The organism is Mycobacterium asiaticum DSM 44297 (assembly GCF_000613245.1).
Classification (GTDB): domain Bacteria; phylum Actinomycetota; class Actinomycetes; order Mycobacteriales; family Mycobacteriaceae; genus Mycobacterium; species Mycobacterium asiaticum.
This window is the reverse complement of the sequence record NZ_HG964937.1, coordinates 1,281,723-1,300,007: the sequence shown is the minus strand read 5'-3', so window position 1 is coordinate 1,300,007 and position 18,285 is coordinate 1,281,723. Positions and strand designations below refer to the sequence as shown.

At 67.3% G+C, this 18,285-nt stretch carries 16 protein-coding genes and 1 pseudogene; 7 read left to right on the top strand and 10 right to left on the bottom strand.

Annotated elements, in window-relative coordinates:
* The coding region (locus BN972_RS16395; RefSeq protein ID WP_148305406.1) for a PE family protein at positions 1–915 on the bottom strand (915 nt) is incomplete at its 3' end.
* A 328-nt stretch (positions 916–1,243) separates the two neighbouring features.
* Here BN972_RS16395 and BN972_RS16390 point away from each other — a divergent pair.
* Entirely contained in the window at positions 1,244–2,500 is a 1,257-nt protein-coding gene (locus tag BN972_RS16390) for an HNH endonuclease signature motif containing protein (protein WP_036359817.1), read from the top strand.
* Between the two features lie 23 nt (positions 2,501–2,523).
* Here the strand turns inward: BN972_RS16390 and BN972_RS16385 are convergent, their stop codons facing one another.
* On the bottom strand, positions 2,524–3,387 hold the full coding sequence (locus BN972_RS16385; protein ID WP_036359814.1) for a hypothetical protein: 864 nt from the start codon (positions 3,385–3,387) through the stop codon (positions 2,524–2,526).
* Positions 3,388–3,467: 80 nt separating this feature from the next.
* Between BN972_RS16385 and BN972_RS16380 the strand changes: the two genes are divergently transcribed.
* Positions 3,468–5,702 carry a molybdopterin-containing oxidoreductase family protein gene (locus BN972_RS16380; RefSeq protein ID WP_080696877.1) on the top strand — a complete coding sequence of 745 codons (2,235 nt, stop codon included), beginning with the start codon at positions 3,468–3,470 and terminating at the stop codon, positions 5,700–5,702.
* Here BN972_RS16380 and BN972_RS16375 read toward each other — a convergent pair.
* From BN972_RS16375 to BN972_RS16360, 4 genes are read right to left on the bottom strand one after another with little or no spacing between them, the layout of a single operon-like run.
* Positions 5,621–6,130, bottom strand: coding sequence for a cupin domain-containing protein (locus tag BN972_RS16375; protein WP_235192479.1), 510 nt, complete (start codon positions 6,128–6,130; stop codon positions 5,621–5,623). The two genes, BN972_RS16380 and BN972_RS16375, sit on opposite strands and share 82 nt — an antisense overlap.
* 25 nt (positions 6,131–6,155) lie before the next feature.
* On the bottom strand, positions 6,156–7,826 hold the full coding sequence (locus BN972_RS16370; protein WP_036359811.1) for a tetratricopeptide repeat protein: 1,671 nt from the start codon (positions 7,824–7,826) through the stop codon (positions 6,156–6,158).
* Positions 7,823–8,701, bottom strand: coding sequence for an alpha/beta hydrolase fold domain-containing protein (locus tag BN972_RS16365; protein WP_036359809.1), 879 nt, complete (start codon positions 8,699–8,701; stop codon positions 7,823–7,825). Before BN972_RS16365 ends, BN972_RS16370 begins: the two co-directional genes overlap by 4 nt.
* A 5-nt stretch (positions 8,702–8,706) precedes the next feature.
* Positions 8,707–9,504 carry an enoyl-CoA hydratase-related protein gene (locus BN972_RS16360; RefSeq protein WP_036359806.1) on the bottom strand — a complete coding sequence of 266 codons (798 nt, stop codon included), beginning with the start codon at positions 9,502–9,504 and terminating at the stop codon, positions 8,707–8,709.
* A gap of 140 nt (positions 9,505–9,644) precedes the next feature.
* On the opposite strand from BN972_RS16360, the gene BN972_RS16355 reads away from it, so the two are divergent.
* Complete coding sequence (locus tag BN972_RS16355; protein WP_036359803.1) at positions 9,645–11,057, top strand: NAD(P)-binding protein; 1,413 nt, start codon at positions 9,645–9,647, stop codon at positions 11,055–11,057.
* 7 nt (positions 11,058–11,064) lie between these two features.
* Positions 11,065–11,820, top strand: coding sequence for an acyl-[acyl-carrier-protein] thioesterase (locus tag BN972_RS16350; protein WP_051545517.1), 756 nt, complete (start codon positions 11,065–11,067; stop codon positions 11,818–11,820).
* On the opposite strand, the gene BN972_RS16345 is transcribed toward BN972_RS16350, so the two are convergent.
* The 3 genes from BN972_RS16345 to BN972_RS16335 all read right to left on the bottom strand — a co-directional run bounded on the left by BN972_RS16345 (position 11,817) and on the right by BN972_RS16335 (position 14,373).
* The gene (locus BN972_RS16345; protein ID WP_036361077.1) at positions 11,817–12,791 is read right to left on the bottom strand and encodes an aldo/keto reductase; all 975 of its coding nucleotides are present in this window, start codon (positions 12,789–12,791) and stop codon (positions 11,817–11,819) included. The genes BN972_RS16350 and BN972_RS16345 overlap by 4 nt on opposite strands.
* Before the next feature lie 104 nt (positions 12,792–12,895).
* Positions 12,896–13,720, bottom strand: a complete 825-nt coding sequence (locus BN972_RS16340) for an alpha/beta fold hydrolase (RefSeq protein ID WP_036359801.1) — start codon at positions 13,718–13,720, stop codon at positions 12,896–12,898.
* Positions 13,721–13,740: 20 nt separating this feature from the next.
* On the bottom strand, positions 13,741–14,373 hold the full coding sequence (locus BN972_RS16335) for a TetR/AcrR family transcriptional regulator (protein WP_080696969.1): 633 nt from the start codon (positions 14,371–14,373) through the stop codon (positions 13,741–13,743).
* Between the two features lie 113 nt (positions 14,374–14,486).
* On the opposite strand from BN972_RS16335, the gene BN972_RS16330 reads away from it, so the two are divergent.
* From BN972_RS16330 to mhpA, 3 genes are read left to right on the top strand one after another with little or no spacing between them, the layout of a single operon-like run.
* On the top strand, positions 14,487–15,617 hold the full coding sequence (locus tag BN972_RS16330) for a VOC family protein (RefSeq protein ID WP_235192511.1): 1,131 nt from the start codon (positions 14,487–14,489) through the stop codon (positions 15,615–15,617).
* Complete coding sequence (locus BN972_RS16325) at positions 15,614–16,552, top strand: fumarylacetoacetate hydrolase family protein (RefSeq protein WP_036359795.1); 939 nt, start codon at positions 15,614–15,616, stop codon at positions 16,550–16,552. Before BN972_RS16330 ends, BN972_RS16325 begins: the two co-directional genes overlap by 4 nt.
* Positions 16,549–18,129: a bifunctional 3-(3-hydroxy-phenyl)propionate/3-hydroxycinnamic acid hydroxylase MhpA gene (gene mhpA / locus BN972_RS16320; protein ID WP_099051107.1), complete on the top strand. Its 1,581-nt coding sequence runs from the start codon at positions 16,549–16,551 to the stop codon at positions 18,127–18,129. Before BN972_RS16325 ends, mhpA begins: the two co-directional genes overlap by 4 nt.
* Here mhpA and BN972_RS31220 read toward each other — a convergent pair.
* A pseudogene (locus BN972_RS31220) lies at positions 18,128–18,199 on the bottom strand (hypothetical protein); the annotation flags it as partial. The gene mhpA and the pseudogene BN972_RS31220 sit on opposite strands and share 2 nt — an antisense overlap.
* Between the last annotated feature and the right edge of the window lie 86 nt (positions 18,200–18,285).

The following is an 18,285-nucleotide window of genomic DNA, read 5'->3' as shown; positions in this document are numbered from 1 at the left end:
CACGCCGCCACCGTTGCCGCCGTCACCTCCAACGCCGCCGATGCCGTCGTTGCCCGGGTGGCCCGCGCCACCGCCGCCACCACCACCACCATTGGAGGCGGCGCCGCTGCCGGCACCGCCACCGCCACCGCCACCGGCACCGCCATTGCCGGCGATCAACCCGCCGTTTCCGCCATTGCCCCCGGCTCCTCCACCAATGCCCGTCAGAGCGAAACCGCCGCCGGCGCCGCCGCCGTTGCCGCCGTTGCCGATAAGTCCGGCGCTGCCACCGGCGCCGCCGTTTCCACCGCCGATGCTGTCAAAGCTGGTGCCATGGCCGCCGGCTCCGCCGGCGCCACCGTTGCCGAGGATCCAGCCACCGGCCCCACCGGCGCCACCGGCACCACCGGAACCAATATTTTGGCCACCGCCCGCGCCGCCGGTGCCTCCACTGCCGAACAGGAACGCGTCCCCGCCCCTACCACCGGCCTGGCCCGGGTTGCCGGCCGCGCCGGCCCCGCCGTTTCCGAACAGCCATCCGCCGGCACCGCCGTTGCCGCCCGGCGTGGTTGCGTTGGCGCCGTCACCGAACAACGGGCGCCCGGTCGCCGACACAAAGGACGCGTTGAGCGCGTCGAGCTGCATGGTAAGAGCGTTGGTGGCTTCACCGCTTGCATAGGCATTTGAGCCGGCTGTCAACGCCTGCACGAACCGATCGTGAAATGCCGCCGCCTGGGCGGTGAGCTCCTGATAGCCCTGCCCATACGCGCCGAACAACTTCGCGACCGCCGCCGACACCTCGTCAGCGCCCGCGGCAAGCAGCCCCGTCGTCGGGCCGGCCGCAGCCGCGCCCGCCGCATTGATGCTCGATCCGACCGCGGCCAGATCTGTTGCCGCGGCGGTCACCCACTCGGGGTCAACGATTACAAACGACACATCCGCACCTCTCACAGAGCGACGCCGAGGCGCCGTTGAGACAAAAATGATCCAGTGATGCTAAGCGGACCCTGCCCGTACGTCAGTCAATTTGCAGAACTGTCGATCTTGGTTACTGCTTGGCAATAGGCAGTTGCGATGGGACCTCACCCCTGGACCGAAGATGTTGTCTCGCTGTGGGTTACGCCCCGATTGGTCCACGCAGCTCGCGGAGAGCCGCAGGTCCCGGAGCCCGCGCAGCGAACAGAACTGGAAGGAATCCGGGAAGCCAGCCGCTGCTGAGGTTTTCACGACCAAACATGTCAGACCCTCCTGTCAGGATGGGGTTATGTCTTCGATCGCGTCGGCGCCGCTGGGGGTGCGGCCTATGGATCGGTTGGAGGTGTTGTTCGAGGAGTTGGCGGAGTTGGCCGGGCAGCGTAATGCCATTGATGGGCGGCTGGTGGAGATCGCCGCCGAGCTTGAGCGTGACGAGTTGTGGGGCATGACCGGGGCGCGGTCGTTGGAGATGGTGATGGGCTGGAAGATGGCCCTGTCGTCGTCGAACGCGAAAACGGTCGCGGCGATCGCGCGCCGGCTCGAGGAGTTCCCGCAGTGCGTGGCGGGGCTGCGGGAGGGCCGGCTATCGCTGGATCAGGTCGGAGTGATCGCCGCCCGCGCCGGTGAAGGTTCGGATGCCCATTACGCGCAACTAGCCGCAGTCGCCACGGTCAACCAGTTGCGCACCGCGGTCAACCTCGAACCCCGACCCACCCCCAAACCCGGCCCCGAACCCCCCGAGCGCCCGATCATCACCAAGACCTCCGATGAGGCGGGCAGCTGCTACCGGATCAAACTCGACCACCATGACGCGGCGACGTTCGACGCCGCCCTGGCCTCGCACCGCGACGGGCTGATCGCCCAATGGAAACGCGACCACCCCGACGGCAACACCGCGGGTGACGACGAGGCGCGGGCGCCGTTGCCCGGTAGCGGGGAAGCATTCCTGGCGCTGATCGAGGCCGGCTGGGACGCCGATGTGGCCCGCCGCCCGCACGGCCAACACACCACCGTCGTGGTCCACCTCGATGTGGACAAGCCCGCCGCCGCGCTGCATCTGGGTCCGGTGCTGACCGAGGCCGAACGCCAGTACCTCAGCTGTGATGCCACCTACGAGGTGTGGTTCGAACGCGACGGTGTCCCGATCGGCTCCGGGCGCACCACCCGCGAGATCAACCGCCGCCTGCGCCGCGCCCTCGAGCACCGCCACCCCACGTGTGCGGTGCCCGGCTGCGGGGCCACCCGCGGCCTGCACGCCCACCACCTCCAACACTGGGAACACGGCGGCCCCACCGAACTACACAACCTGATCCTGGTCTGCCCCTATCACCACCGCGCCCACCACCGCGGCCTGATCACCATCACCGGACCCGCCGACCAACTCCTCGTCACCGACAGCGACGGCCAACCCCTGACCTCGGCATCACTGGCACGCCCACCCACCCAACCCCCACCGGACGTCCCACCCTGCCCCGGCCCCCTCGGCGAACGCGCCGACTGGTGGTGGTACGACCCCTACGAACCCAAACCACCGACAGCCAATTAGCTGGTTGCCGGCGACCCGACGCCTCAGGCCACCACGTCGAACACGGCGGCCGCCGAGGTGATCGGCTTGTCGGCATTCCCCTCGTCGCGCAGGAGCATCCGCACGCCGACCCGTCCGGACCCGCCGACGTGCGCGGTGCCCTCGGCGCGGAACGGGCCCACCTTGCCGCGCGACATGAACATCACATGCCAACTCATCACTTGCACCCGCCGTGTTCCCGCGGCCTCGGCGGCAAGGTCGGTCGCAGCGGTCTCCAGGACCACATGTTGCGGGCCGATGTGCAATGCCGCATCGGGCGAAGCGAATTCGGCGCTGAGCGCGGGCAGCACCCAGTGCCCATCGGCTCGCTTGGCGGCACCGAAGGCCGCCCAGAGCGGCGGCAGGTCGGGTGAATCCTCGATCACCAGCTCGGTCCCGGACACATCCATCCGATCCAGCCCCTCGGGCGGGATGCCGATGATCGCACCCTGACCCTCGTTGAACGCGATCACCCGGTCCGGGTTGTCCGCATCCACGATCTTGCAACGCCCGTAGCCCATGGTGCGGCCCTGATGCATGATGCCCGAGTCGACGATCTCCACCCTGCTGACGTCGTACCCCGGGTCGATGATCTGCACCGAGGCGATCACCGGATTCGGCACCGCGACCATGTCGGTCTGGCAGCCTTCCGGTGACGAAATAGCCAGCGGCGCAACCATTATGCCGCCAACGTCGGTGCGCATGTCGCGGCGGATGGTGACGGTGTTGTCCACTTCACCGAGATCCATGGACGAGTGCTTGCGGCCGATGTAACGGTAACTGAGCAGACCGGTCCAGCGACGGTACAACTCATCCCGATACGCCTCGGTGTCCCCGGCCAGCTCCCGGATATCACGCAACTCACTCATCTGTCGGACTCTACGCCGCTGAGCTGCCGCGATCCTCAGCCGACCTATACAAAAATGGACGCAAGTGTCACGCTGGGACGATGGCTGAACAGGTGGACCCCCGCACGGTCTTCACCTTCTGCCGCTATTGCCTGGCCTCGTGCGGCATCGAGGTCCATGTCGAGGACAACCGGGTTCGCAAGATCTCGGCGGACAAGCAGAACCCGCACAGCTGGCACGATTTCTGCGCCAAGGGCCGCAACGCCGCCCAACTCGTCGAGCATCCCCGCCGCATCCGCACTCCCCTGCGGCGGGTCGGGGATCGGTACGTGCCGGCGTCCTGGGAGGAGGCGATCTCCGACATCGCCACCCGGACGACGGCACTCATCGACGCCGACGGCCCGGACGCCATCGGCGCCTATTACGGCAACCCGGCGGGTTACAGCGCGTCGAACCTGATCTTCATGAACGGCTGGCTCGACGCCGTAGGCACCCAAAACCGCTACGCGGTGGGCTCCGTCGACCAGAATGCGCTGCACGTGGTGGCCGAAGCGATGTACGGGTCGGCCATCATGGTGCCCGTCTCCGACATCGACAACTGTGACTACTTCCTGCTGGTCGGCACCAATCCCGCGGTAAGCGCCTGGAATTGGGTGGAAAGCGCACCCGGCGGCTGGAAGCGGGCACTGGCGAGACAGCGCCAAGGCGCCACCATCGTCGTCGTCGACCCGCTGCGCACCGAGTCCGCCGACAAGGCCGACATCCACCTCGCGGTGCGTCCCGGCCAGGACTGGGCGCTGCTCCTGGCCATGGTCAAGGTCATCCTCGACGAGCACCTCGAGCATCCCGCCGATTGCGCACAACTGACCTCAGGGATGCCGGCTCTTCGGGCACTGGTGGCCGAGGCCGATCTCGACGACCTGGCCCGCCGCTGCGACATCCCGCTCGGGCAGATCGAAGCCACTGCAAGGGATTTCGCGACCGCCAAGGCGGCGATGGCGGTCACCCGCACCGGCGTTTCGCTGCATGTGTCCGGCACCGTAGGCGAATGGCTCGGGCACGTGCTCAATGTGATCACCGGACGCATGGACCGCCCCGGCGGCCGACGCTTCGAACCCGGCTACATCGACGCGCTGAAACTGGCCGCGGCCGCCAAGCCCGCTGACCACCGCAGCCGGCTGGCGGGCCGACCGATGGTGGCCGGGGCGCACGCGCTGAGCGAATTGCCCGCCGAGATCACCACGCCGGGCCCGGGACAGATCCGCGCCTTAGTCATCAATTGCGGCAACCCGGTGGTCTCCGGCCCGAACGGCGCCGCCCTGGATCGGGCCCTGGCGGAACTGGATCTGCTGGTGGCCATCGACTTCGTCCAGCGCGAAAGTCACCGACACGCACACTGGTTGCTGCCGGCGGTGCATTGGCTGGAGCGCGACGACCTGCTGGCTCTGACCAGCAACTTGCACGACGAGCCCTACGTGCAGTACGGCGTGCGCGCGATCGAGCCGCCGCCGGACGCACGCGAAGAATGGCGCGTGTTCGTCGACCTAGCGCTGGCAATGAACGTCCCGCTGTTCGGCGTCAAAGGTGTCAACGCGTTGGTGAAGGGTAGTCGGCGCCTGGCCGGGATGACGGGCCGGCCCGCGCTGGAGTTCTCGCCGCACTGGATCGACCGCCTGATTGTCGCCATGTCCCGAAAGGTGAACGGCCGCAAGCTGAAATGGCGCGACCTGCTGGCTAATCCGCACGGCATGGTGCTCGGCCCTCGAGAGTACGGACACTTCGTCAAAGCGCTGCGCACCGACGACAAACGCGTGCACATCGCCCCCGCCGAACTGGTGGCACGTGCCCGGGAACTATTGACGGAACCACCCCCACAGGCGCCGGAGGCCTATCCGTTCCAGATCGGCAACCGCCGCCACCGCCATTCGATGAACTCATTCCTCAACGACCTGCCCGGGCTACACCCTGGCGGCAAAGGCAGCACGGTACTCATCCACCCCGCCGACGCGGCCGTTCTCGGGATCAGGGACGGCGATCTGGTGCGGGTGTCCTCCCCCGTCGGCGCGGTCGAGGTGCGCGCGTCGCTGAGCGACCGGCCCCGGCGCGGGCTGGTGGTGCTGGACCACGGCTGGGGGTCAAGAGTATTCGACCCGCAGGGCAACTCCGCACCACAGTCCTTCGGCGTCAACCGGAATCTGCTGATCGACGGCGAACCTGTCGATCCGTTATCCCAGACACCGGCGCTGAGTTCCGGCTATGTCGCGGTCGCGCTGTGTGCGACGCCGACGGAGACGACGCTAAGCCGGCAACCCGCCGGGCCGGTCCGCCAGGCGTGATCCACCCCGGTGACCACCGCGGTGTCGCCGGCTGCCAACGGGTGCGCGCCGTCGTCCAATATCAGCTCCACCGAGCCGGCCAGCACCAGATCGAAATCAACGGTATCGGTGTGGTGCATCGAAAACTCCACTCCCGGACCGTAATCGATCATCTTCCAGTTGACCGCACCCGGCGGCACACCCAGGTCCAGGGTGTCGGCGGCGCGGCCGCCGGCCGAAATCCCCGGCGACGGCGTGTCATACAGCACTGAGAACAGGATGCCCTCGTAGCCGGGAAAACCGTTCAAGGTGACCGCACCCTCCTCAGCCACGCAGGACCGCCCCGCGGCGTCGACCCCGGTGACCAGCAGATGCCCGCCCGCTGCGGACCGGGGCAGTTGAGCCCCATCCGGGAGGGAAACGAAGTTGCGCGCGTGGTCCTCTGACATGCCGAGAAACTCTAGTCCTGCGGCCTCATTCGGCACAGCACTCAGCGACGTTGAGCCGGCACGCGCAGGACGCACGTACTGGCACATCGGCACGCGCCGCGGCGAGCGTGAGCTGTTGCCCGACGATCGCGGCTTCGGCGCTGCGGCCGAGGCGCTGCAGACACTCGTGGTAGCCGTGCAAGCTCCACACATTGCCCGGGTGCTGACAACAGCGGGCCAGGGTGGGGTCCAGGCCAAGGTCGGCGGCATACACCGCCGCGGCTTCCTCGACGTGCCCCTGCTCAAGGAGCAGCGCCCCGTACGCGTGCCGCGTCGGCTGCATCCACCCCCACGGCTCGTCATAGGGCAACGCGTCGTCGAGCTGAACGGCACGGCGCAGATGATCGAATGCCTCGCCGAAACGCTGTTCGCGATAAGCGATTTCGCCGTCCAGCATTGCGGCCCCCACCGCCAGGATGTCGCGGGCGGTGTTGTTGAACAGGTAGCGGGATTCCGGTATGCGGTCGTAGGCCGCGTGGAACGCGGCGCGTTCGGCACGCGCCCGCACCAGCTGGCCGGTCGCGGCCAACGCCACCCCGCGTGCGTAATGCATCGTTGCGGCGCTGGTGCAGTACAGCCCTTCGTCGTCGGGCAGGCGCTGCGTGATCAACTCGTCCCAGCGGCCGAACCGCACCAGCACGTGGGTGCGTAGCGGCACGAACGCTTCCAGCCAGTCGGCCATCGGCGGCGATTCGATGGACAACAACTCGGGTGTCAGCTGCCCGGCGAGTTCGTCGGCGGCCTGCAAAGCAACTCCCGACTGTCCTTGCAGCATCGCTGAATACACGATGAAGTGCAGATCGTGTGCACGGTAGAGCGAATAGAAGTTGAACGGTCCCCGCTCCGCGACGAACCGCCGATCCGCCTGCACCGCAACTTGATTGGCCACCACCGAGCTACGGTAGTCACCGCACAGCACGTCGATATGGCTCGGCATGTGTTGCAGGTGACCGGCATCGGGCACCAGGCCGCGTAACAGGTCCGCCGCCGGCAGCGCCTCCTCCGGCGTCGGGGACATTTCCATGGTGTGCAGATAAAGGTGCAGGATCCCGGGATGGGTGCGTCCCGCCGGCCGCGCCAAGGCCTTTTCCAGCAGTCGCTTGGCGTCCAGCACCCGCGAGCCCGGCGCCGGCTCTCCGGTGGCCGTGTCCCACAGCGCCCACGCCGTCACATTGACCAGCGCGTCCGCGGACAGGGCCTGCACGTCGATGTCGTTCGGAAAGGCCGTCGCCAGCACCGTCATCACGTCGGCGTAGGCGACCGCACCGGCGGCCAGCGCGTCAGGGTTCTCCGGATCGGCGGTGCGGAATCGCGCCCACAGCGCGCTGATCAGACCGTGTTCTACCTCGCTGACCCGGCCCTGCCCGGCCCGCGTCAGCTCGGCACGCGCGCGGGCCAGGGATGTCTTCCGGTCGACCGGGTCGAACGCCTCCCACGCCTTGTTGTAGTTGGGCCCGACCGCATAGGCGATACCCCAGCGCGCGATGGCCAGATCGGGATCAAGGTCCAGTGCCCGCTCGAAACAGGCAACAGCCTCTTCATGGTTGAACGCGTACGCCCAGACCAGTCCCCGGTCGAACCACACCTGCGCTTGGGGGTAGGGGGTCCGTACCGGCCGGTGGTAGGAACCCAGGTCGAAGTAGTCGTCGTCCGTCATGTTCGGGTCAGGCTCTCCACGATGACGGCACGCGCGGCCCGGCCTTCCGGGATCGGCATCAGCGGGTACACGTGCAACAACTCCGGCTGCTCATGGAAATCGAGGTCCACGCCTGCGGCAGCGGCCTTTTCAGCCAGCAGCCGGGCATCGGGATTGAGGATGTCGCGGGTGCCCGTGAAGATCGTCAGCGGGCCCAGCCCAGTCAGGTCGCCCGCCAGCGGGCTGACCCGCGGGTCGTCGACGGGCCACTGGCCGCGCCACCCGTCGGCGAACACCCGCAGCGCGTCCCTCCCCAACCAGGGGTCGTTGGAGACGGCGGCGATTGCTGGGTTGTCCAGCGAGAGGTCCACCACGGGCGATATCAGCACGGTCCTCGGGACGATCACATTGTGCTCGTCGCGCAGCAACAGCGCCGTCGACAGCGCGATCTGCCCGCCCGCCGAATCCCCGACCAGAGCGCCCCGGGGATTCTCCAGCGCCAGCTCGACGATCGTGGGCAGTACATCGGCCGCGGTGGCCGACGGCACCAGCGGGTAGATCGGGACGACCACTTCGGCCCGGGCCCCGACCGCCATCCGCGCCACCAATTGCCAATGCTGCGGCGTGATTTCGTTCACCCAGGCGCCACCATGCAGGTAGAGGATCGCCCGTTCGGGCTCATGCTTGCGCGGCCGCACCGTATAGATCGGCCAATCGTTTCGCCGTTCCAGCGCGATCTTCACCTCCGGGCGCAGCCGCGGCGGCGGAGCGAACAGTTGCGGGTGCAGGGCCCGTTGTTCGATGTGGGCGCGCGCCGTCTCGGCGCTCGCGTACGCGCGGCCCCGGCCCATCAGCCGCAGGACCGCGGGCATCGCCCGGCTTCGCCAACTGGCCATCGCTGCTACTCCCCCGCCACCGACCCGGTCCAGCGCGGCCGCCGGCGTTGCAGGAACGCCTCAACGCCTTCCCGGGCGTCCGGACTGCCCATTACCCGGTGATGTAGCCGCGTCTCCAGCTCGGCGACCTGCCGGGCCGTGTAGCCGTTGATCATCGTGTCCCACAGCAGACGCTTGCTCAGCGCGGCCGACATGGGTGCGACGTTGACGGCGATGTCGCGGGCCACCGCCATGGCGTCACCCAGCACCTGAGCCGCCGGCACCGAGCGCGAGGCGATGCCCAGCGCAGCGGCCTCCGCGCCGTCGAAGGTGCGGCCAGTCAGCAGGAGATCGGCCGCCACTGCCCCGCCCACCAAATGCGGCAGCGTCCAGTGCGACATGCAGTCCGGGATGACACCCCGGCGAACCTGCGCCACAGCATATTTCGCATCGAGGGCCATGATACGGATATCGGCTTGCAGCGCGATGGTCAGCCCGATCCCGATGGCATGCCCGTTGACCGCCGCGATTACCGGGGTGCGCAGTTCGAACGCGGCGGGATCGGTCGGCGAGGCGGTGAAGGCGGCGTCGCCGGATGGCACGTCGAAGGGATTGGTTCCGGTGGCGAAGTCCGCGCCGGCGCAGAACGCGTCGCCCGCGCCGGTCAGGACGATCGCCCGTACCGCGTCGTCCTCGTCGCACCGCCGATAGGCCCGGTTGAGCAGCTCGCCCATCTGCGCGGTGTAGGCGTTGCGCCGCTGCGGCCGGTTGAGGGTCAGCACCGCGACACCATCGGCGATCGCGACGGTGAGATCGGCTCCCATGCTGGGCAAACTTACCCGGTGGGACCCGCCCGAATGCCGCCAACCGAACCACACAGCGAAATCCTGGACCCGAAATCGCAGTCAGGCACGGCTCGCGAAGTAAAGCCGTCTATGGTGGCGCCCATGAGGGAGTGCACCCAATGACAGGCAGTGTCCAGAAGTTGGACACCGATTACCTCGTGATCGGCGCGGGCGCGATGGGAATGGCGTTCGCCGACACCGTCATCACCGAATCCGAGGCACGTGTCGTCATCGTCGACCGCGCCCACCAACCGGGCGGGCACTGGACCACCGCGTACCCGTTCGTGCGGCTACACCAGCCGTCTGCCTACTACGGCGTCAACTCAAGGCCGCTGGGCAACAACACAATTGATATCGTCGGCTGGAATCAGGGACTGAATGAGCTTGCCCCCGTAGGCGAGATCTGCGCCTACTTCGACGCCGTCATGCAGCAGCAGTTCCTGCCCACCGGGCGCGTCGAATACTTCCCGATGAGCGACTACCTCGGCGACGGTCGGTTCCGGACCCTGGCGGGCGCCGAATACGCCGTCGACGTCAAGCATCGCATCGTCGATGCCACCTACCTGCGCGCCGTCGTGCCGTCCATGCGGCCCGCCCCGTATGACGTCGCCCCCGGGATCGACTGCGTTCCCCCGAACGAGCTGCCGAAGTTCGGCGCACGCCAACGGTACGTGATTGTCGGCGCCGGCAAAACGGGCATGGACGTCTGCCTGTGGTTGCTGCGGCACGGCGTCGACCCCGACCGGCTGACCTGGATCAAGCCCCGCGATTCCTGGCTGATGGACCGGGCCACCCTGCAACCGGGGCCGTCGTTCATCAAGCAGTTCCGGGACAACTACGGCGCCCAACTCGAGGCGATCGAGGCCGCCACCTCGATCGAGGATCTGTTCGGCCGGCTCGAAGCGGCCGGCACGCTGCTGCGCCTCGACCCCGCGGTGCGGCCGCTGATGTACCGGTGTGCGACCGTGTCGCAGCCGGAATTCGACCAGCTGCGCCGCATCAAGGACGTCATCCGAATGGGTCACGTGCAGCGCATCGAACCCACCGCCATCGTGCTGGACGAGGGCTCCGTCACCTCTTCGCCGTCGGCGCTGTACATAGACTGCACGGCGGATGGGGCGCCGCAGTGTTCGGCGACACCGGTGTTCGACGGCGACCGGATGACCCTGCAGGCGGTGCGGGGCTGCCAGCAGGTGTTCAGCGCCGCGTTCATCGCCCACGTCGAATTCGCCTACGACTCCGATGAGACCAAAAACGAACTCTGCAAACCGATTCCACATCCGGACCGCGACGTGGACTGGCTGCGGCTGACCCACTCCGACCTCCGGAACTTTCAGCGCTGGCTCGACGATCCTGACTTGACCGATTGGCTGGGCTCCGCGCGGCTGAACCTGCTCGCCGAGTTGCTTCCGCCGCTGTCGCACAAGCCGCGTGTGCGCGACCGGGTGGTGTCGATGTTCCAGAAGAAGCTCGACACGGCCAGCGAGCAGCTCGAGCAGCTACTCAGCGACGCCGCCGCGGTCTCACGCTAGGAGCGCTGTGTCCATCAATCCCGATCTGGCAGCGCCGCTCGTCCCGGTACCCGACGAGGGGTACGTCTATCAAACCGGTTGGCGGCTGGCCACTTCCGACATCGACGAACACCGCCGGCTGCGCCTGGACGGAGTGGCCCGCTACATCCAGGAGGTCGGGGCCGAGCATCTGGCCGATGCGGACCTGGCCGAAGTCCATCCGCACTGGATCGTTCTCCGTACGGTGATCGACGTCATCGAGCCGATCGAGATTCCCAGCGACATCACCTTCCGTCGTTGGTGTGCGGGCCTGTCCAGCAGGTGGTGCAACATGCGCGTGCAGCTGAAAGGTTCCGAAGGCGGGCGCATCGAGACCGAAGGCTTCTGGATCTGCATGAACAAGGACACGTTGACGCCTTCGCGGCTTACCGACTATTGCATCGAACGATTCGGCAGCACCACCGACAATCACCGGCTCAAGTGGCGGCCCCAGGTCACCGAGCCGCTCGACGACCCGGTGACCACGCCGTTTCCGTTGCGCCGCACCGACATCGACCTTTTCGAGCACGTCAACAACACGATCTACTGGCACGGTGTGCACGAGATACTGGGCCAGGTGCCCGACTTGGAAAACAAGCCCTACCGCGCCGTGCTCGAATACCGCAGCCCGATCAAGTACGGCGAACCGTTGACCATCCGGTCGGCGAACCGCGGTGATTCGGTGCTGATGCATTTCACGGTCGGCGACGACGTCCGCGCGGCGGCGCTGGTCCGCAGCATCTAGTCCCGGTCGATCCACTGCAGCTGCGCCGCACTGTGGTGGTCCCCGACCGCGGGCAGCAGGTCGTCCAGCCGGGAGATCTGTTCGGCGGACAGTTTGACGGCGTCGGCGCCGGCGTTCTCCTCGACGCGCGCGACCCGCTTGGTGCCCGGGATCGGAACGACGTCGGGCCCCTTGGCGAGCAGCCAGGCCAGGGCGACTTGCGCCGGGGTGGCGCCGACGTCAGTGCTGATCTCCGTCAACTGATCGACGCTGCGCAGGTTGTGCTGGAAGTTCTCGTCGGTGAACCGCGGGTTGGTCTTGCGGAAGTCGGTCTCGGGAATGGCGTCGGTGGAACGTATTGCGCCGGTGAGGAATCCGCGTCCGAGCGGTGAGTAGGCGACGAATCCGATGCCGAGCTCACGCAACAGCGGCAGCACCGCCGCTTCGGGATCGCGTGTCCACAGGGAGTATTCGGACTGGACGGCGGTGATTGGGTGCACGGCGTGAGCGCGGCGGATGGTCTGCACGCCCACCTCGGACAGCCCGATGTGTCGAACCTTGCCGGCGGCGACCAGCTCCGCCAGCGCCCCGACGGTGTCTTCGATCGGTGTGCTGCGGTCGAGTCGATGCTGATAGTAGAGGTCGATGTGGTCGGTCTGCAGCCGTTGCAGGGAGCCGTCGACGGCGATGCGGATGTTGTCCGGGCTGCTATCCAGGCCGCTTCGGCCGGTGTGCGAGATCATGCCGAACTTGGTGGCCAGGACCACTTGATCCCGTTTGCCGCGCAGGGCACGCGCCAGCAGCTCCTCGTTGCGGTACGGGCCGTAGACCTCGGCGGTGTCGATGAGTGTGATGCCCAGATCGATCGCGCGGTGCACGGCCCGGATCGATTCGGCGTCGTCGCTGCCGGCACCGGCGTAGGCCGCCGACATGCCCATGGCGCCCAATCCGATCCGTCCGACGTGCAGGTTCCCCAGCTGAGCCCGGTCCATCAGCCCATTGTCCACGCTGGGCAACGTCGGGCTGGTGACAGATGCGGATACGACGCCCGGTCTGGGCACGGTTCTGGTTGCGGTGCAGCCCCGCGACGAGCGCGCTAGGTCCGCAGGAACTCGAGCACGTCAGCGTTGATCGTCTCGGCGTGCGTGGTGATCATCCCGTGCGGGAAGTCTCTGTAAGTCTTCAGGATTCCGTTGCGCAGCAGCTCGGCGGACCGCGGGCCGGCGGCCTGGTACGGCACGATCTGGTCGTCCTCGCTGTGCATCACCAGGACCGGCAGCGTGATGTTCGTGAGATCCTCGGTGAAATCCGTCTGCGAGAACGCGACGATGCCGTCGTAATGCGCCTTGGCACCGCCGGCCATCCCCTGGCGCCACCAGTTGGCGATACTGGCCTCGGACGCTTCGACGCCGGGGCGGTTGAACCCGTAGAACGGGCCGGACGGCAGGGCCCGGTAGAACTCGGATCGGTTGGCTGCCAACTGTGCCTGCAGGTCGTCGAAAACGTCCTTGGGCAAACCGAGCGGGTTTGCTTCGGTCCTGACCATCAGCGGCGGAACCGCACTGATCAGAACCGCTTTGAGCGCGCGGGTTTCACCGTGGCGGGCAAGGTAACGCACCACTTCCCCACCGCCGGTCGAGTGGCCGATGTGCACCGCGTCGTGCAGATCCAGGTGCCGCACCACCGCAGCGAGGTCGTCGGCGTAGTGGTCCATGTCGTGGCCGTCTCCGACCTGGGACGAGCGCCCGTGCCCGCGCCGATCATGGGCAACCACCCGGTAACCGTGGCGCAGGAAGAACAACAGCTGAGCGTCCCAGTCGTCGGAGGACAGCGGCCAGCCGTGACTGAAGACGATCGGTGGGCCCGAACCCCAGTCCTTGAAGAAGATCTCGACGCCGTCACTGGTGGTGATCGTGGGCATGCGCAGATCATCTCAAACGGTCAGCCCGCTGCGAAGTCGGGCAGCGGCCGCCGGCAAACGGCGTGCGCCTCCTCGGCGGTGAGCCCGAACAGCCGCAGCACGCTCTCGGTGGCGGTGTCCGCGGCCTTGGCGCCATCGCGCTCCGGGTCGTTGCGCAGTAGAGCACCAAGACCCAGCAGGGCGCCGCCGGCGATGGCCAGCGCGAGCTCCGGGTCGTCGATGGTGAATCGGCCAGAAGCCATGCCGGCCTTGATATCTCGCAACGCGCGGGGGGCCAGGCCGCGGTCCGAAGACAACAGTGACAGCCCGTTGGCCAGCAAGATCTCGCTCTCCTGCGGCCGTTGCCGGAACATGCGGCCGGTCAGCCGGAAACTGGTGGCGAACGTTTCGGCCGGATCCTCGATAGCCACGGTCAGCCGGTCCAACAGCGCCCCGTGCGCGTCCAGCACGTCGGCGACCGCCGCCTCGAACAGCTGCTCCTTGCTGTCGAAATGGTTGTAGAACGACCCCATCCCCACATCGGCGGCCTGGGTGATCTCCAGAACGGGCACGTTCACCTTGCCCTCGGCGATCAACCGCTGCGCGGCTTTCACCAATGCCGACCTGGTGCGCTGTTTGCGGCGTTCCAACCGACTGGTGCTGTCACTCGACATTGTCACCACAGCAGTATGCCTCACTTTTGAGGAAATCGTCAGAACCTATTGACGAGCACCTTCAGCATATGTGACGATTTCGTCAGTTCCTATCGAGAGAAGTGATGCACGTGATCGGCACCCAAGCGGACGCCCACCGCAACTTGCACTGCGAGCAGGGAGCCCGCCCCGGTGAACACACCGGCCGCTCCCGAAACCCGGTGATCAAAGTCGCCGACATCGCCTGGCTGGAGTTCGAGAAGCCGGATGTGACGCGGTGCGAAGCATTCGCGCGGGCCTTCGGTTTCCAGACGGCCCACCGCGACCCCAACCGACTCGCACTGCGCGGCATCGACGCCGGAGCCCCGTGCGTCATGGTGCGGCGCGGACCGCGATCGCGCTTCGCCGCCGTGGCGTTCCGCGCCAGCGACGAGGTCGACGTGCTGCGACTGGCCGAGCGGTCCGGGTCCACCGCGCGTCCGCTGCCGGAAGCGATCGGCGGGATCGCGGTCGACCTGACCGATCCCAGCGGAACCCCGGTCCGGGTGGTCGCCGGATTGCACGAGCTGCCGGCGTTGCCGGCCCAGCAGCCGCACACCCTCAACTTCGGCTCAAAGTTACTGCGTACCAATGCAACCCAGCGGCCACCGCGGGTACCCGCCCGGGTGCAGCGGCTCGGCCACCTGGTACTGCAGTCGACCAGATATCTGCAGACCCTGAACTGGTACCTGGACAACCTGGGCATGATCGTCAGCGACTTCCAGTTCTTCCCGGGGCAGCGCGAACGCGGGCCGACCATGAGTTTCATCCGTTGTGACCGCGGCTCGACACCGGCCGATCACCACACCTTGGCGCTGGCGTTGGGCCCGGCCAACCGCTACCTGCACTCGGCCTACCAGGTCAGCGACCTCGATGCGCTAGCCGCGGGCGGCGAATACCTCAAGGAGCGCGGCTATTTCAGGTCCTGGGGCATCGGCCGGCACATCCAGGGCAGTCAGATCTTCGATTACTGGCGCGATCCGGACGGCTTCCTGGTGGAGCATTTCACCGACGGCGACATGTTCGACAACACCCTGGAGCCGGGCTGGGCGCCGCTGACCGCATCGGGACTGGCGCAGTGGGGGCCGCCGGTGACCAGAGACTTCCTCGGCACCGATGCGAAATCGGCGCGCCATGAAGCACTTACGATGATCGGCGCGCTGCGCCGTAGCAACGAATTCGATTTCAACCGGCTTGTCGGCCTACTGAAGGTGACCACCGCATGACCATCTCCGTGCTGCACACCACCGATGCCTGGTGGGTCGAGACCCCTACCGGCGCGGCCAGGATCGCCACCGAGGCGGCCACCACCGCGCAACTGCTGGCCGATCGCGCCGCGATCGAAGCCGCACTGGCCGGCACCGACACGGTAGCCCTCGAGAGCCTGGACCTCATCTCGCCGGTGACCCGGCCGTGTCGGGTGGTCGCCCAGATGACCAACTTCGAGTCACACGTCCGGGACGCCGGGATGGACCCGTCCTCGATTCCGTTGACGTTCTTCCGCAAGGCGTCCGCATCGATCAGCGGCCCGTTCGCCGACATCGTCAAGCCGGCGCACGTCCAGTTGCTCGACTACGAGGTGGAGATCGGACTGGTGATCGGCCGTCCAATCCCAGTGGGCGCCAACATCACCGACGCGAACCTCGCCGAATTCGTCGCCGGGCTGGTCGTCACCAATGACGTGTCGGCCCGAGATATCCAGTTGCCCCAGACCCAGTTCTACGAAGCCAAGTCCTACCCCACGTTCACCCCCGTCGGGCCGAAGCTGGTGCTGCTGGACGCGGCGGAGCTCAGGCGCTTCGGTGATCTGCGACTGCGCCTGCGCGTCAACGGAACCGAACGGCAGAATGCCCTCGTCGAGGGCGACATGCTGTACCGCCCGTTGCAGGCGCTGCAATCGCTCAGCCAGTTCCAGGAGCTCGCCCCGGGCGATCTGGTCCTGACCGGTACACCGGTGGGCACCGCGCTGAGCGCACCGCCCAAGCCGGTGGAGATGATCGCCAATCTGTTGCCGCCGGCCGTCAAATGGAAGGCGTTCTTCAAGCGGCAGGCCGGGAACCGGAAGTACCTGCAGAATGGCGATGTCGTCGAGGCCTCGGTGGCCACCGACGACGGCGCGATTGACCTTGGAACCCAGCGCACCCCGGTGCGATACCCGTGACCCAACAAGTTCCCGTGGTCATCGTCGGCGCCGGGCCAACCGGCATCGTGGCGGCAACACTGTTGGCGCAGTATGGTGTTGAGTCCCTGATCCTCGAACGCTGGCCCGGCGTCTACCCGCAGCCGCGGGCGGTCCATCTGGACGACGAGATCTACCGCATCCTCGCCCGGCTCGGCATCGCCGAGGAATTCGCGGCGATATCGCGGCCCACACTGGGCTTGCGGCTGTTGGACCGACACTTCAACGTGCTGGCCCAGTTTCACCGCGACACCGCGCGCAGTGACCATGGCTACCCGCAGGCCAACATGTTCGACCAGCCGGAGCTGGAGTGCCTGCTGCGGCAGAACCTGCGGCGCTATCCCGGCGTGGAACTGCGCGGCAACTGCGACGTCACCGCGGTCCGTGCCGGGGGCGACCGGGCGCAGGTTACGTTCACCGACCGGACCGACGGCAGCGTTCACCGTATCGATGCCGAGTACGTGCTGGGCTGCGACGGTGCCAACAGTGTGGTGCGCGCCCAAATCGGTTCCAGCATGCGGGATCTGAGGTTCGAACAGCGCTGGCTGGTGGTGGATGTGGCGACCGACGCCGATCTGGGCCAGTGGGACGGGGTCTACCAGGTCTGCGACCGCGTCCGCGCCGGTACCTACATGCGCATCGGGCGGTGCCGCTACCGCTGGGAGTTCCGGTTGCTCGATGGCGAGACCGCCCGCGACTTCGACACGGTGGCCACGCTGCGCCCATTGATCGCACCCTGGACCGCCGACGTGCCGGACAGCGAGTTGAGGTTGCTGCGGGTCGCCGAATACACCTTCCGCGCGCAGATCGCCGACCGATGGCGGCGCGGCAACATCTTTCTGCTCGGTGACGCGGCGCATCTGACTCCCCCGTTCATCGGGCAAGGCATGGGAGCTGGGGTTCGGGACGCGATGAACCTGGCCTGGAAGATCGCCGCCGTGCGGCGCGGGACGCTCTCCGCCGACGCCCTGGACAGCTACGAGCGGGAACGAAAGTGTCACGCCCGCGCGCTGATCAGGCTGGCCCTGGTGATCGGGTGGTCGATGACCGGCGGCGGCAGGATCGGGGACCGGGCCCGCCGGATCATGCTGCCACGGCTCCGGTTCATCCCCGGGCTACGCGAGAAGGTCGTCGACTCGACGACACCGGCCCTGCGCCGCTCGGCACTGGTGCACAAGTCACTGCGGGGAGGGCCACTATGCGGGGCTATGTGCCCAAATCCGATCGTGGCCGGGGATCGACGCTTTGACGATGTCGCCGGCGGCGGTTTCGCGCTGATCACCAGGGTTTCGCTGGCCGCCGACCAGCAAGAGTTACTGCGAACCTACGCTGTGACAGTCGTCCGGACGCGGCCGGACGACGAACTGGATGAATGGCTACGTCGTGGACGGGCTCAGGCTGCGCTGGTACGTCCAGACCGGACGGTGCTGCGCGCCGCGCGTGACGTCAGTGCGCTCAGCCGCTGGTTTTCCCACCGATTTCCGCTTGGGGAAGGTGCTGGGCGAGGGGCTCGGCAAGGTGCCGGGGCAACACTGCTAGCACCGGAAAAGTGTCGGTAGTGGGCACACCCTTGGGATACCCGGCGCGCAGAAAGCTCAGCACTTTTCCGACGGCGTCAACAAGCAGCATTTCCACTCCTCGCGCAATGAGTTCCCGAACACATCGCGACTAGCGGAATTCCCGCTACTCGGATGATCAAACACCGCCAAGGGGGG